We start from the raw sequence: 13,854 nt of genomic DNA on the forward strand, positions 1-13,854 counted from the left end.
GACTTCAAGCATGTTTGCAATTGTCGGAGCCGCCGGAAAGGTCGGCTATTCCACCTCATTGGCGTTGCGCGAGGCCGGCGCGCCGGTTCGGGCGATCCTGCGGGACGCCACCCTGGCCAGCCGCCTGGCCGCCATCGGGTGCGAGGTCGTTTTGGCCGATCTGCAAGACCCCGAGGCCCTGGGACAGGCGCTCGCGGGTGCCCAGGCCGTGCAGCTCATCTGCCCGCCAACGCCCCAGGCGCCCGATGCGGTGGACGACATGCGCCGCTCCATCGACAGCATGGTGAGGGCGCTGGAGCAGGCGCGCCCAGGCTTGGTGCTGGCGATCTCCGACTACGGCGCGCATGTCGCCGAAGACATCGGCATGCCCAGCGTGTTCCACGGCTTTGAGGAAAGCCTGCGCCCGCTGCCGATGCCCAAGGTGTTCCTGCGGTCGGCCGAGCACATGGAAGGCTGGCACGGCCTGATTCCGGTGGCTGCAGCCACGGGCGTCCTGCCGACCTTCCACCTGCAGATCGACAGGCCTTTCCCCACGGTATCGGCGCAGGATGTGGGCCGCATCGCGGCGGACCTGTTGCTGCACCCGGGCCTGGCAAGCGGCGCACGGGCCGTCCACGCCGAAGGGCCGCGCCGCTACGCTGCGAGCGATGTGGCGGCCGCCCTGGGTGAACTGCTCGGGCGCACCGTCACCGCCCAGGCCATCCCCCGCGCGCAGTGGATGGAGCGTTTCGCCCGCATCGTGAGCGAGAGCACGGCCCGCTTGCTCGTAGGCATCTATGACGCCCACCAGCGTGGGGGACTGATCGACGTCGAGCCAGGTGGAGGCGAGGTGCGCCATGGCACGACCGGGCTGCTCGAGGCGCTGCGCCCGCTGGTGCCCGGGAGTTGACGGCCCGCCGGCAGCTCAGTCCTGCCGGCGCACCGCTGCATACAGCCAGCACGCAAAGGCCCCCGTCTCCGGGTCCATGGCAAAGTCCTCGTCATAGACCTCCACGGCCGGCCGCGCATCCAGCACCCAGCCCTCGGGGATTTGCCCCGGGGCGCCCATGCCGGCCCAGGCCGCGCCGAGCTGGGTGCCGGTGCCATGGAAGTGCTGGCAGATGTAGTCGCCGCCCGCAAAGTCCTGCACCTGTGCTTCGGTCCCCGTGCGCAGGCCCACGCCGACCTGCACGCAGGCGTCGTAGCGGCATTGCTCCGGCGGCGTGCAGGCCGGGTCGTCCAGGCTGATGCCATAGAACTTGGGGCGCGGCTCGCTCAGGCGGTGCTCGGCGCACCATTGGCCAAAGCGCTCCCACAGCGTACCCAGGGCCGGGCCGTAGGGTCCCGTGTGGCGCATGTAGGCAAGGCGCATCTTCGGTAGCTGGCGGATTTCCAGGGGCATGGCACAGGTCTCCAGGGGAATTCTGTCGAAGGGCAAGTCTACGCCGCAGGAAACCTGCGCGCCAATTGGCGACAATGGCGGATTAACCGTCCACCGGAATTCCACTCCATGCAATTCGCCGACCGCCTGAACAATGTAGAAACCTCTGCCATCCGCGAGCTCTTCAAGCTCCTGGGCAAGCCGGGCATCATCAGCTTTGCCGGCGGCTTTCCCGACAGCGCCATGTTCGACGTGGACGGCATCCGCGAGGCCAGCAACCAGGCCCTGACGGACGAACCCGGCGCCGCGCTGCAGTACGGTGCCACCGAAGGCTACCAGCCCCTGCGCGAACAGCTCGCCGCCTTCATGGCCAGCAAGGGAGCCACGGACCTGGCCCCCGAGAACCTGATCGTCACCACCGGCAGCCAGCAGGCGCTGGACCTGCTGGGCAAGACCCTCATCAGCCCCGGCGACAAGGTCATCGTCGAAGGCCCGACCTTCCTGGCCACCATCCAGTGCTTCCGCCTGTACGGCGCCGAACTGATCAGCGCGCCCATCGACGCCAACGGCGTGAAGACCGACGAGCTGGAAAAGCTCATTGCCGAGCACAAGCCCAAATTCGTCTACCTGATCCCCACCTTCGGCAACCCCAGCGGCGCCATGCTCAGCCTGGAACGCCGCAAGGCCGTGCTGGAGATGGCTGTGAAGCACCAGACCCTGATCGTCGAGGACGACCCCTACGGCGACCTGTACTTCGGCGAAGCCCCCCCGCCCAGCCTGCTCAACCTGTCGGCCACCGTGCCCGGCAGCCGGGAACTGCTGGCGCACTGCGGCTCCATGAGCAAGGTGCTCTCGCCCGGCCTGCGCGTGGGCTGGATGATCGCCCCCGCCGAGCTGCTGGGCAAGGCCACCATGTGCAAGCAGTTCAGCGATGCGCACACCAGTACCTTCGCCCAGGCCACGGCCGCCCAGTACCTCAAGGCCGGTCGCATGCCCGCCACGCTGGCCAAGGTGCGCAAGGTGTACGCCGAGCGTGCCCAGGCCATGGGCGACGCGCTGCGCAAGGAGCTGGGCGACGCCATCGAGTTCGTGCAGCCCCAGGGCGGCCTGTTCGTGTGGGCGCGCCTCACGGGTGCCGGCGGCAAGGTGGCCGACGGCAACGTGCTGGCCAAGCGCGCCATCGAGAAGGGCGTGGCCTTCGTGCCCGGCACGCCGTTCTTCTGCGCCAACCCGGACAACGCAACCCTGCGCCTGTCGTTCGCCACGGCCGATGTGGAGAAGATCCGCGAAGGCGTGGCGCGCCTCGGTCAGGCCCTCTGATGGAGCCGACCTCGGTTCCGGACGCGGACCAGCAGCGCATTGTCGAGCGGCTGGAGAGCCTGGAGATCAAGGCCAGCTTCACCGAGGACCTGCTGGACCAGCTCAACCTGACCATCTACCGCCAGCAGGAGCTGATCGACCGGCTCACGCAGGAGGTCATCCAACTGCGGCAGCAGGCGCCGGATGGTGGCGCGGGCGGGGCACCGCGCAACCTGCGGGACGAGTTGCCGCCGCACTATTGAGGCGAAGCACCGTGGAGGTCAGCTGACGCCGCAGGCCCTGACATACACCTGCGTCGTGTCGTAGCGATCGAGCTTCAGCAGGTGGATGGCGCGGACCATGGGCTCGCTGCGGTTGCGCACCTTGGAGATGAAGTACGCAACCCGCCAGCGCACCTCGTGGTCTGGGTGGCTGGCCAGCGCGAACAGCAGGTCTCCGCAGTCCTCGAACAGGGCAGGGGCGGTGCCCATGGTTTAGAGCACCGTCGGTAGAAAAGGGCAGTCTTTGTCGGCCAGCGCCGCCTGGATCATGGGCCGGACCTGCGCATCGGCGATCTGGGCATCGGCGACGAACTGCAGCACCCAATCGCGCGCACCGGGGACCGGGTTGTCATCCCACAGGGAGACCAGCCCGGCCAGATGCTGCCGCACCAGTTTGGCGGACAGGGGATGGTCCTCGAAGTGGCCCAACCCGCGCGCATTCAGGCGCTGCACCACCTGGGCCGTATGTTCGCGGCCACCGCTGGCGAATGCAATGAAGTCTTCCTTGTCCTGCTTGAGCATGGTCGGTCTTGGCGGGGTGGCGGTGGATCGGCGGTGGCGCAGCGTTCAAGGACTGCAAGCGACGCCACGCAGGCGAAGCGCCCGGCACAACTGGTCAAGGCGCACATCGTTGTCCTCCTCGGCAACGAAGTACTGCCCCTGGGCGAGGGCGGCCAGCGCTGCGGGGAACGCCTGCACCGGCGAGTCGTAGTTGCGTACGGATCCCTCCAGGTAGTAGTCGAATTCGTGGGGGCCGGATTTGCGGGAGAACACGCAGTCGTGCCCTGCGAGCCAGCGGGCAAAGTCCTTGCCCACCCGGTGCAACTCGGGGAACAGGCTGCGCAGGGGGCTGGCGAGAAAATGGACCTCGCCCACCGTCCAGAGCACGCCCCGTTTCACCTTTGGTGAAAACACCGTGACCACGGGCGAGCGGGTCGCGTCGATCTGGCCATCGGCCCGGTACGCCAGCGCCCCCAGGTGCGCAAAATGCAGCACCGTGGCGCGCGCGGTCGGCACCTCTACCGGGGGCGTAGCGAGGGCCCGGAACCATGCCAGGACCGGCGATGGGTCTGCGGGGTCTGCGATGAATCGGTAGGTACTTGCCATGCTGGCTATGTGCCCGCGTTCAATAGCTGGCCTGCGCCAGTACTGCCTGGAACCTTGCCGTCAGTTCGTTGTTCAGGCCCATCTTCTGTGCCAGAAAGAGGTATTCCTGCATCCTCTGGGGCGGAAGGTTCTTGCGTTGGCGCTGCAGCAGCTCCTGCCCGTCCTCCAGGCGCTGCAGCCAGTCGAGGTAGCACGCATGCGCGTTCTGCAGGTGACCAGCCCGCTCCCAGGCGTACCCGGCGATGGCTGCCGCAATGGGATCGGTCTGCTGCGCCAGCACCTGGGGGTCGCGCAGCGAGGCGAGCCAGGGTTCGCCCATCTGGGCGAGCGCGGTCACGACGCGTTCCAGGGACGAGAGCAGTTGTTCCTGGGTACGGCAGGGCCAGGTGTGCCTGCGTGGGCCCACTTTGCCAAGGCTGAGGTAGGGGCCGCAGATGAATCCGCTGCTGACAGGGTCGTAGGGTTGGCCCTGCAGCGCTTCCATGAAATCCGTGAGGTCCGAGGGCTGGTAGGAAATCAGCACGGCGAAGTTCTCGAAGCCACGGCCGGGGTCGAAGGCCAGTTTGTCGAAGCCGCCGACGTCGTTGCGGATAAAGCTGCCCGGACCCACCCCGGTCCATGCAGGGACAATGGATTGATGGAGCAGGTACGCGTCTGCGATACGGTCGAAGTCTTTGCCCAGCATGAACGGAAGTGCCTCAGGTACGCCATTTTGGAAAGCGCTTGCCGCGAAATCGTAAACGGGTTCAGCATCAGTCCAAGGCTTTTTGTAAGCCGCACAGTTCCTTGGGCTTTCTGCCACAACGGCGTGGCCGCACCCATGCGCTGCCGCCAGGCGTCCACACCGGACTATCATCGGGCGCGGCGGGCATCCGCGCGACGCCGCCATCAAGACCTCGAAGCCCTGCGGCCACGCCTGCCCAACTGCCCAAGACCGTCCTTTACCGGTGGAATGCCATGCCATCCTCCCACCCCGCGAAGACCACCGCCCTGACCCTGTGCAGCGCGGGCGTGGCGCTGCACCTCTACACCGCCCTTTTCAAGGCCGAGGGCGGCTCGGGCGCCATCGCTTTTCTCATCGGCCTGCTGCTCTGGTCGAGTGCCCCTTATGCCATTGCTGCGGTGCTGGCACGGGGGCGCCACGTGGTGTGGGCTCTGGGAGCCGCAGCGGCATGCCTTGTGGCGGACGGGTTCATGCACTACACCGTCTTCATCGCCCCCAAGGGATCGACGGCGGCGCTCGGCCTGCTGTTCATGCCGCTGTGGAACCTGCTGGTCATCGGGCCCGCAGGTGCCTTGCTCTGCTGGCTGGCGCACCGGATTCTCGCCCGCAAGCGCGGTGGGTCCGGCTGACGGGGCTTCAGGCCCGTACCGCCCGCCATGCCGCCGCCGCGAGTTCGCTGCGGTAGACGTCCGGCGAGGGCAGTGCCCCCTGGCCCGCACGCTCCGACAGCCAGGCGCGGCAATAGCTCTGCACCGGGCCCATCACCAGCGAAGGCATGAGCTCGCAGGGCAGGTTACGCAATGCGCCGCCTTGCCGATGTGGCTCGAACCATGCCACCAGGGCTTGGTTGCGGCCGCGCGCGGCCTCGGCCAGTTCGGCGCTGCGCGGGCCGGCGGCCACCAGGCCGCGTGCCTGGAACAGAAATCGCGCCTGTACCGGCTGCGCCACCACCCAGTCCAGGTAGCCGGTGACCAGGGCCTGCACACCGGCCTCCACACCGACGGACGCATCGAGCTGGGCCTGGATGCTGCGCGACTGCGTGTGGAAGATCTCGAAGAACAGCGCCGCGACGATGCCCTCCCTGCTGCCGAAGTGGTGGTAGATGCTGCCCACGCTGGCGCCGCAGCGCGCGCGCACGCCGTCGATGCTGACGGCCTCCACCCCCGCCTGCGCGGCGCAGGCGAGCGCTGCGTTCAGGATCTCCTGGCGGCGGTCGGTGACTTCTGCGGGCGGGGTGGAGGCGGGGGGCTTGGTGGAACTGCGGCTTGCCATGGAAGTGCATTCTAGAATAAAGTTCTAGAAAAGTATTCTAGAAGCGCCTGAGAAGGTGTTTCTGGCTGCATCTTCAACCATTTGCGTCCCCACGCGCCCATCCCCATGCAATCCATCGCCAGCGAGCTGCCGCCCGGCCACGCCCTATATCCCCGCCTGCTCGCCCCGTTGGACCTCGGGTTCACCCAGATCAAGAACCGCGTGCTCATGGGCTCCATGCACACGGGGCTCGAAGATGCGCGCGACCTCTCACGCATGGCGGCCTATTTCCGCGAGCGGGCCGAGGGCGGGGTGGGGCTGATCGTGACGGGGGGCTTCGCGCCCAACATCGCGGGATGGACCAAGCCGTTCGCGGGCACGCTGTCCACCGCGGGCGCGGCGCGCCGCCATAGGGTGGTGACCGAGGCCGTGCATGGCGCGGGCGGCAAGATCGCGCTGCAGATACTGCACACCGGCCGCTATGCCTACCACCCGCTGGCAGTGGCGCCCTCGCGGCTGCAGTCACCGATCACGCCGTTTACACCGTTTGCGCTGTCGGCCGGCGGGGTCGAGCGGCAAATCCGCGCCTTCGTCAACTGCGCCCAGCGGGCGCGCGAGGCGGGCTACGACGGTGTGGAAGTCATGGGCTCCGAGGGCTACCTGATCAACCAGTTCCTCTCCGCCGCCACCAACCGGCGCACCGATGCCTGGGGTGGCGACTACAGCCAGCGCATGCGCCTGCCGGTGGAGATCCTGGCGCGCATGCGCGAGGCCGTGGGACCGGACTTCATCATCATCTACCGCCTGTCCATGATCGACCTGGTGCCCGGCGGCAGCGCCTGGGACGAGATCGTCACCCTGGGCAAGGCCGTGGCTACGGGCGGCGCCAGCATCGTCAACACCGGCATCGGCTGGCACGAGGCGCGCATACCGACCATCGCCACCAGCGTGCCGCGCGCGGCGTTTGCCTGGGTCACGCAGAAGATGAAGGCCGAGTTCGCGGCCGCCGGCATCGCCACGCCGCTCGTCACCTCCAACCGCATCAACACGCCCGAGGTGGCCGAACAGGTGCTGGCCGATGGCTGTGCCGACATGGTCTCCATGGCGCGCCCGCTGCTGGCCGACCCGGCCTTTGTGAACAAGGCGGCAGCGGGCAAGGCCGACCGCATCAACACCTGCATCGCCTGCAACCAGGCCTGCCTGGACCATGTGTTCAAGGCCAAGACCAGCAGTTGCCTGGTGAACCCGCGCGCCTGCCACGAGACGCTGCTGGTCTACAAGCCCCTGGCGCCGCAGCAAAAGCCCAAGCGCATCGCGGTGGTGGGCGCGGGGCCAGCCGGCCTGACCGCCGCCACCGTGGCCGCCGAGCGCGGGCACGAGGTGCACCTGTTCGATGCCGCCGATGCCATCGGCGGCCAGCTCAACATGGCCAAGCAGGTGCCGGGCAAGGAAGAGTTCCACGAGATGCTGCGCTACCTGGCCACGCGGGTGGAGGACACCGGTGTGCAACTGCACCTCGGTACCGCCGTGCAGGCGGCCGACCTCACGGGCTACGACGAGGTGGTGATCGCCACGGGCGTGAGCCCGCGCGACCCGAAGATCCCTGGGCAGGAGCATCCCAAGGTGCTCAGCTACATCGACGTACTGCGCCATCGCAAGCCCGTGGGCGAGCGCGTGGCTGTGATCGGTGCCGGCGGCATCGGTTTCGACGTGGCGGAGTTCCTGGTCCATGAAGGCCACTCCACCACGCTGGACCTGCCCGCCTGGCAGGCGGAGTGGGGCATCACCGACCCCGCCGAGGCACGCGGCGGCCTGGCCCCCAAGGGCCCGCAGGTCACACCGCCAGCGCGCCAGGTCACGCTGCTGCAACGCAAGAAGGGCAAGCTCGGGGAGGGCCTGGGCAAGACCACGGGCTGGATCCACCGCACCACGCTGAAGATGAAGCAGGTGCAGATGGTGGGCGGCGTGAACTACGAGCGCATTGCCGACGAGGGCCTGCTGGTCTCCTACGGCGAGCAGCGCGAGGACCCGACCTGGATCCCCTGCGACACCGTGGTGCTGTGCGCCGGCCAGCTGCCGCTGCGCACCCTGGCCGACGAGCTGCTGGCCCTGGGCAGGAAGCCCCATGTGGTGGGCGGTGCGCTGGAGGCGGGCGAGCTCGACGCCAAGCGCGCCATCGACCAGGCGGCGCGACTGGCTGCCGTGCTGTAGTCAGGCGTTCATTGGCAGCCCCAGCGCGTGGTACACCCGCGCCGCTGCATAGGCATCGTTGGCGGCGTACACCAGCTGCGATTCGGTGAGTCGGGGGTTGGCCCAGTTGGAGGTGGCGGCCTTCTTGGACTTGATGAAGCGCTGGTTGAACAGCACGGCCACGGCGCCCTTGACGCCCATGTCCTTGCGGTAGCCCTGCTGGCGGAACACGTGGTTGAGTTCCAGCACGCCCTCGGGCACCACGCCCAGCTTGGCCTCGATGCGTTTCTTGTCGTCACCGAGGCCAAAACCCGCCTTGGTCACGCCGGGCCGGGCCAGCAACTCGGCCACCAGGTGGCGGCAATCCCGGTCGTGCAGCTGGAACACCCAGGCCTTGTCGAGGGTGGACAGCTGCACCACGTGCGGGCCGTCCGATGCTTCGCCCTGCACGAAGGTGGGCTTGGATTCGGTGTCGAAGCCCCAGACCGGGCTCGCGGCGAGTTCCTCCCCGGCTTGGCGGGCCTGCTCGGCCGTGGCCACCAGGGCAATGCGGTCGGGGGGAAGGCGCGCAAATGGTGCGAGCAGCGCGATCTCCTCCTTGCCGGGAACAGTGCGCTCGGTGAATGGTCGGGTCATGGGCTATTGTAGAAATGAATCCAGATGCAAGATCGATTGCAGCAGGCGTAGCCGCCTGCCATCATGCCCGGCGCGCGCGTCGCATGCCGGTGCCTGGGCTGGTGGACGATAAAGAAGCGCTTGTGGTGATGTAGGTCACGCCTGACGTGCGTTTGAGCGCTGCAGGCAATCGCCGCCGCGATCTCCCTGGCTAAGATGGTTCTCGCCAGCTGGGATGGTCGCTGTCTATTTTTTACTTGAACCCTGTTTCATTTGTTTTTGCACCCTGACCCTTCTGGCTGGCCTCGCTTTGTACCTGCCATTGTGCGGCGGGGCATGGGTGGCGTGCAAAGAGTCCGCCTGGCGTGGTTCGCGCTGGCGTTTGCGGTGGCCTGCGGCATGATGCAGCTGATTCCGGCCTTCCAGTCGCCCGATGAAATCGTGCACCTGCTGCGGGCCGACATGGTGGCCCACGGCCAGCCCTTGCTCCAGGGCGAGGAGCCTGGGGCGCGCGGCAGAACGGGGGGCTGGGTGGACACCCATTTCTTCATGTTCTCGCAGTGGATGCAGAAGATCGTGGGGCCGCACCGGGACCGGAGCCTGTCGCCCGCCTGGCTCATGGACCAGGCCACCCGGTACGACTGGCAGGATGGGGAGATCTTCGTCAATGCCTCGGCCACGGGGTACTACGCGCCCTTCATCTACCTGCCGCATGCACTGGGGCTCAAGCTGTCGCGGGAGTTCGATCTCTCCCTGGGCCACAGCTACCAGTTCACCCGCATGCTGGTCACCCTGCTGGTGTTCGGCCTGGTCTTCTGGGCCTGGCAGATAGCGCGGCCCGCGCTGTTGGTGCAGGCCCTGGTGCTCATGCCGATGGCGCTGTTCCAGATCATCTCGCCCACCATCGACGGGTTGTGCTTTGCGCTGGCATTGCTGGTGCTGTCCTTGTTTCTGCTGCAGTGGCACGAAGGCAAGGCCACGCGCTGGCAGTCGTTCGCTTTCTATTTCTCCATCTTCCTGCTGGTCACGTCGCGCACCAACCTGCTTCCCATGGTGCTGCTGCCCCTGGTGCTGCTGCTGCGGCACGGGTCCTGGCAACGCCTGGCGGCCTCGGCCACGTTGCTGGCGGCCAGCGCCGGCTGGACACTGTACGGCTTGCTGCACACCCAGGACCACCGCGTGGTGCGCGCGCACTCCACCGGGCAGATCATCAGTGCCTACCTGCGCGACCCGCTCGAATTCCTGCACCTGGTGGGGCGGACCATTGCCGACCCGTTCCAGGGCCAGCTCATCGCCTCGTCGTTCGTGGGCAACCTGGGCTGGGCCGATGCGCCCATTCCAGACTTCGCACTGGCCGCCATTGGCGGCGGCCTGCTGCTGGCGGCCCTGCTGACCGTGGCAGGGACCCGCTACGAGAGGGCCGATCTCGGCATCCGCGCCACGCTGCTGGTCGCCGCCTTGGGCAGTGCGCTGCTGGCCTTCTTTGCCCTGGCCGTGACCTGGAACGACTACCCCGCGCGCGTCGTCCAGGGCCTGCAGGGGCGCTACTTCATCATCCCTGCCATGCTGCTGGCGGCGGCCCTGGGGCCTGTGCGCCCGAGGGGTGCGCCAGCGCAATCGGCAACCGCCCAAAGGCTTTTCATCCTGCTGTATGCCGCGTTTTGCCTGGGCGTTCTCGCTACGACCTTGCACGGGCGCTATGGCATGGGCGCGGCGGTGTTCGACTTCTGAGCGCGCACGCGACGCGGACGCCACTCAATAGCCTTCGCTATCCAGGTCGGCATCGGCCAGCGCAATCCGGTCGCGCCCTTGGCGTTTGGCCTGGTAGAGCGCCTGGTCGGCCCGGTCCAGCAGGTCGCGCAGGCTGCGGTCGCTGCCCCTGAGCGTGCCCAGGCCCATGCTGGCCGTGATGCGGTAATGGTGGCTGCCAGCCGCATCCACTCCCGCCAGCTCCAGCGTGCGCACGCAGTTGAGCAGCCGCACGGCGACCTCATGGCCCTGGGCCAGCGTGGTGCCCTGCAGCAGCACGCCGAATTCCTCTCCGCCCAGGCGGCCCACCGCGTCGCCGGGGCGCAGCCCGTCCATCACGGCGCGGGCAAAGGCCACCAGGGCGCGGTCGCCCTCCAGGTGGCCGAAGCGGTCGTTGATGGATTTGAAATGGTCCACGTCCAGCATCAGCAGCGTGAGCGGCGTGCCGTGCTCGCGTGCGGTGCGGTAGGCAGCGTCGGCGGTCTCCAGAAAGGCGCGGCGGTTGGCCATGCCGGTCAGCATGTCGGTGGTGGCCAGGCGGTGCAGCTCGCGCTCCAGGTTCTTGCGCTGCGTCACGTCGCGGTAGATGCCCTCCACCCCGGCGAACTGGCCCTGGTGGTCGTACAGCGCATGGCTGCTGATGGAGATGTCGATCACCGTGCCATCGCGCCGCACCATCTGCCCGGGGAAGTCGGCCACCTCGCCGTTTTCCTGGATGGCCACCTTGAAGGCATCGCGGTCCTTGCTCTCGGGGTAGTAGGACTCGGCCGTGCGGCCTTCGATCTCGTGCGGCTCGTAGCCCAGCACGCGGCGCACCCCCGGCCCCACGTGCTGTACCACGCCCTGGGCGTTGGTGCGGTAGTACACGTCCTGCATGTTGTCGAACAGGCGGCGGAAGTTGTGCTCGCTCTCGCGCAACTGCTCCTGGATTTCACTCTGGTGCGTCATGTCCATGCCGCACATCAGCAGGGCCGGCGCGCCCTGCCATTGGATGGCCACGCTGGACACCAGCACCATGCGCAGCTGGCCTTTGTCGGTGCGCACGCGGAACTCGGAGGACTTGTTGGGCCGGCCCGCATGGTCGGGCTCCTTCACGCGCTCGATGCGCTGGCTGGAGCGCGCCTTGTCCATGGGATGCACGAAGTGGCCGAGAATGCGGCCCAGCAGGGCCTGCTCGCTGTCGGCCTCCAGCAGGGCCACGCCGGCCGCGTTGGCCCGCAGGATGGCGCCGGCAGGCGTGACCACCAAAGCGGCGGCAGGCAGCAGTTGCAACAGGTCCTGATCGTGGTGCATGCGCTGTTGTAACAATACGTAGTGGTGCATTGTGGCACCGGGCGCGCAAAACGCCGCCAACTGTTTGGCAATGGTTGTTGGCCGGTGCGGGGCTTCCTGGCGCCATCTTGGTTGGCGCACCACATCGGATGGTCGCCGAAGCGGCTCCCGGGGGGCGTAGGCCGGCGCCGCGTCTGCGCCCCGGGGCGGCTGGCTCAGGTGAACCGGGCGAACGGGTCCACCAGCGAAGCGATGGTCGGTTCCCCTGGCACTGCACCAGTGGCCGCGCTGCCGCGGCGCGCGGCCTCGGGCTCCACGGTCACCGGGGCGACAGCCACCGGCTGCATGGGCCGGCCATAGACACGGCGCACGCGGTCTTCGAGCGTGGGGTGGGTGTCGAGCCGGCGCTCCAGGCGGCTGCCGCCTTCCACGTCCACCAGCAGCATGTGCTGCACCGAGGGCAGGGCCAGGCCGGTGTGGCGGTGGTCCTGGGCATAGCCGGCAGGGGTGTCGCGGCGCTGTCCCATCACCTTGCGCAGCACGCCGCCCAGGCCGTCTTTGCTGCGCGTCCACTGCACGGCGCGGGCGTCTGCCAGGTACTCGCGCTGGCGCGACACGGCCGCCTTGAGCATGCGCCCGGTGAGCCAGCCGGCCAGGCCCGCGAGCATGATGGCCGAGCCGAACCACCACGACAGGCCGCGCCGCTCGCGCATCGTGTCGCCGAAGTTGTAGACCAGCTCCAGCCCGAACACCATGCCCGCCAGCTGCATCTTCAGGCGTGTGTCGCCCTCGTGCAGATGGCTCAGCTCATGCGCCACCAGGCCCTGCAGTTCCTCGCGGTTGAGGTAATCGAGCGCGCCCTGGGTGACGGCGAGCACGGCGTCCTTCTCGTCCCAGCCGGCGGCAAAGGCGTTGATGGCGTCGACGCGCGGCACCACCATCACCTGCGGGCGGCGCATGCTGGCGGCAATGCACAGCTCGTCGACGATGTTGGCCAGGCGCTGCTCGGCATGCGAGATCGAGGGCCGCAGCTCGCGCGCCCCGGCCCGCGTCGCCAGCTTGATGCCGCCACCGCGCAGGTTGGAGGTTTCCACCCACCAGCCCCCCAGCACCAGCAGCAGCGATACGCCGACGTTGGCGGCCAGAAAGCCCGCAGGGTAGGGCAGGTTGCCCGGCAGCACGGCCGCCATCAGCAGCCAGGCCACCACCAGCGCCCCGTGCACGGCCGCGACCAGCAGCACCACGGCGATGGCAAAGCCCAGCAGCAGGCGGCGCGTTGCGCTGCGCGCATCTTCCTGGTGGTTCCAGAACTTCATGGATCAGTCCTCGCGTTGGCGTGGACGGATCAGAACTGGACTTTGGGTGTGGCGCGTTCTTCCGCGCTTTGGGTCGATTCGAGCATGGGCGAGCTTACGAAGCCCAGCAGCCGTGCCACGATCAGGTCGGGGAACTGCTGGGCCAGGTCGTTGAACTCCAGCACCTGGTCGTTGTAGGCCTGGCGTGCGAACCCGAGGCGGTTTTCGGTGCTGGTGAGCTCCTCGCTCAGCGACTTCATGGTCGTGTCGGCCTTGAGCTCGGGGTAGGCCTCGGCCAGGGCCATCAGCCGGCCCAGGCTGCCGCCAAGCACGCCCTCGGCCGCGGCCAGCGCACCCAGGGCATTGGCGCTGGCGGGGGCTGCACGGGCGGCGCTGGCAGCGCTTTGCGCATTGCCGCGCGCCTTGACCACGGCTTCGAGCGTGGATGCCTCGTGCGCCATGTAGCCGCGCGCCACCTCCACCAGGTTGGGGATCAGGTCATGGCGCCTTTTGAGCTGCACATCGATCTGTGCGAACGCGTTGGCAATGCGGTTGCGCAATTGCACGAGGCGGTTGTAGATCGCGATGGCCCATACCAGCGCGACCACCAGCACCGCAGAAAGAATCCAGCCTCCAGTAGACATAGTGCACCTCCGTTGTTATGAATTGCGGCCTGTTCAAGGCCTTTGTTGCTGTCCATCTTATAGAGCG

Annotated in this window: 16 protein-coding genes; 6 read left to right on the forward strand and 10 right to left on the reverse strand. The window is 67.9% G+C overall.

Annotated elements, in window-relative coordinates; translation table 11 throughout:
• The first annotated feature begins 10 nt into the window (after positions 1 to 10).
• The gene (locus AC07X5_RS10625) at positions 11 to 889 is read left to right on the forward strand and encodes an NmrA family NAD(P)-binding protein (RefSeq protein WP_494770105.1); all 879 of its coding nucleotides are present in this window, start codon (positions 11 to 13) and stop codon (positions 887 to 889) included.
• A gap of 15 nt (positions 890 to 904) precedes the next feature.
• Here AC07X5_RS10625 and AC07X5_RS10630 read toward each other — a convergent pair whose 3' ends face one another.
• On the reverse strand, positions 905 to 1,381 hold the full coding sequence (locus AC07X5_RS10630; protein ID WP_494770106.1) for an AraC family transcriptional regulator: 477 nt from the start codon (positions 1,379 to 1,381) through the stop codon (positions 905 to 907).
• A gap of 108 nt (positions 1,382 to 1,489) precedes the next feature.
• On the opposite strand from AC07X5_RS10630, the gene AC07X5_RS10635 reads away from it, so the two are divergent.
• Both AC07X5_RS10635 and AC07X5_RS10640 read left to right on the forward strand, forming a co-directional pair.
• Complete coding sequence (locus AC07X5_RS10635) at positions 1,490 to 2,680, forward strand: aminotransferase-like domain-containing protein (RefSeq protein WP_494770107.1); 1,191 nt, start codon at positions 1,490 to 1,492, stop codon at positions 2,678 to 2,680.
• Positions 2,680 to 2,922: a SlyX family protein gene (locus tag AC07X5_RS10640; protein WP_494770108.1), complete on the forward strand. Its 243-nt coding sequence runs from the start codon at positions 2,680 to 2,682 to the stop codon at positions 2,920 to 2,922. Before AC07X5_RS10635 ends, AC07X5_RS10640 begins: the two co-directional genes overlap by 1 nt.
• 18 nt (positions 2,923 to 2,940) lie before the next feature.
• Here the strand turns inward: AC07X5_RS10640 and AC07X5_RS10645 are convergent, their stop codons facing one another.
• From AC07X5_RS10645 to AC07X5_RS10660, 4 genes are read right to left on the reverse strand one after another with little or no spacing between them, the layout of a single operon-like run.
• A complete protein-coding gene (locus tag AC07X5_RS10645; protein ID WP_494770109.1) occupies positions 2,941 to 3,150 on the reverse strand; it encodes a hypothetical protein in 210 nt (69 codons plus the stop codon).
• 3 nt (positions 3,151 to 3,153) lie between these two features.
• Positions 3,154 to 3,462, reverse strand: a complete 309-nt coding sequence (locus AC07X5_RS10650) for a hypothetical protein (RefSeq protein WP_494770110.1) — start codon at positions 3,460 to 3,462, stop codon at positions 3,154 to 3,156.
• 45 nt (positions 3,463 to 3,507) lie between these two features.
• Positions 3,508 to 4,047 carry a hypothetical protein gene (locus AC07X5_RS10655; RefSeq protein ID WP_494770111.1) on the reverse strand — a complete coding sequence of 180 codons (540 nt, stop codon included), beginning with the start codon at positions 4,045 to 4,047 and terminating at the stop codon, positions 3,508 to 3,510.
• A 19-nt stretch (positions 4,048 to 4,066) separates the two neighbouring features.
• Complete coding sequence (locus AC07X5_RS10660; RefSeq protein WP_494770112.1) at positions 4,067 to 4,732, reverse strand: hypothetical protein; 666 nt, start codon at positions 4,730 to 4,732, stop codon at positions 4,067 to 4,069.
• A 272-nt stretch (positions 4,733 to 5,004) separates the two neighbouring features.
• Here AC07X5_RS10660 and AC07X5_RS10665 point away from each other — a divergent pair, with 272 nt between their 5' ends.
• Entirely contained in the window at positions 5,005 to 5,400 is a 396-nt protein-coding gene (locus tag AC07X5_RS10665; protein WP_494770113.1) for a hypothetical protein, read from the forward strand.
• Positions 5,401 to 5,407: 7 nt separating this feature from the next.
• On the opposite strand, the gene AC07X5_RS10670 is transcribed toward AC07X5_RS10665, so the two are convergent.
• Entirely contained in the window at positions 5,408 to 6,043 is a 636-nt protein-coding gene (locus tag AC07X5_RS10670) for a TetR/AcrR family transcriptional regulator (RefSeq protein WP_494770114.1), read from the reverse strand.
• 105 nt (positions 6,044 to 6,148) lie between these two features.
• Here AC07X5_RS10670 and AC07X5_RS10675 point away from each other — a divergent pair, with 105 nt between their 5' ends.
• A complete protein-coding gene (locus AC07X5_RS10675) occupies positions 6,149 to 8,233 on the forward strand; it encodes an oxidoreductase (RefSeq protein ID WP_494770115.1) in 2,085 nt (694 codons plus the stop codon).
• Here the strand turns inward: AC07X5_RS10675 and AC07X5_RS10680 are convergent, their stop codons facing one another.
• Complete coding sequence (locus tag AC07X5_RS10680; protein WP_409960769.1) at positions 8,234 to 8,848, reverse strand: 3'-5' exonuclease; 615 nt, start codon at positions 8,846 to 8,848, stop codon at positions 8,234 to 8,236.
• A gap of 324 nt (positions 8,849 to 9,172) precedes the next feature.
• Here AC07X5_RS10680 and AC07X5_RS10685 point away from each other — a divergent pair, with 324 nt between their 5' ends.
• Positions 9,173 to 10,558 (forward strand): DUF2142 domain-containing protein, encoded by a 1,386-nt coding sequence (locus AC07X5_RS10685; RefSeq protein ID WP_494770116.1) that lies wholly within the window; start codon positions 9,173 to 9,175, stop codon positions 10,556 to 10,558.
• Positions 10,559 to 10,582: 24 nt separating this feature from the next.
• Here the strand turns inward: AC07X5_RS10685 and AC07X5_RS10690 are convergent, their stop codons facing one another.
• The 3 genes from AC07X5_RS10690 to AC07X5_RS10700 all read right to left on the reverse strand — a co-directional run bounded on the left by AC07X5_RS10690 (position 10,583) and on the right by AC07X5_RS10700 (position 13,787).
• Complete coding sequence (locus AC07X5_RS10690; protein ID WP_494770117.1) at positions 10,583 to 11,869, reverse strand: sensor domain-containing diguanylate cyclase; 1,287 nt, start codon at positions 11,867 to 11,869, stop codon at positions 10,583 to 10,585.
• 194 nt (positions 11,870 to 12,063) lie between these two features.
• Complete coding sequence (locus AC07X5_RS10695) at positions 12,064 to 13,164, reverse strand: M48 family metalloprotease (protein ID WP_494770118.1); 1,101 nt, start codon at positions 13,162 to 13,164, stop codon at positions 12,064 to 12,066.
• Positions 13,165 to 13,193: 29 nt separating this feature from the next.
• Positions 13,194 to 13,787: a LemA family protein gene (locus AC07X5_RS10700; protein ID WP_494770119.1), complete on the reverse strand. Its 594-nt coding sequence runs from the start codon at positions 13,785 to 13,787 to the stop codon at positions 13,194 to 13,196.
• Positions 13,788 to 13,854 lie beyond the last annotated feature (67 nt).

It is taken from the genome of Acidovorax sp. GW458-11-26-14-TSB4 (assembly GCF_059423865.1).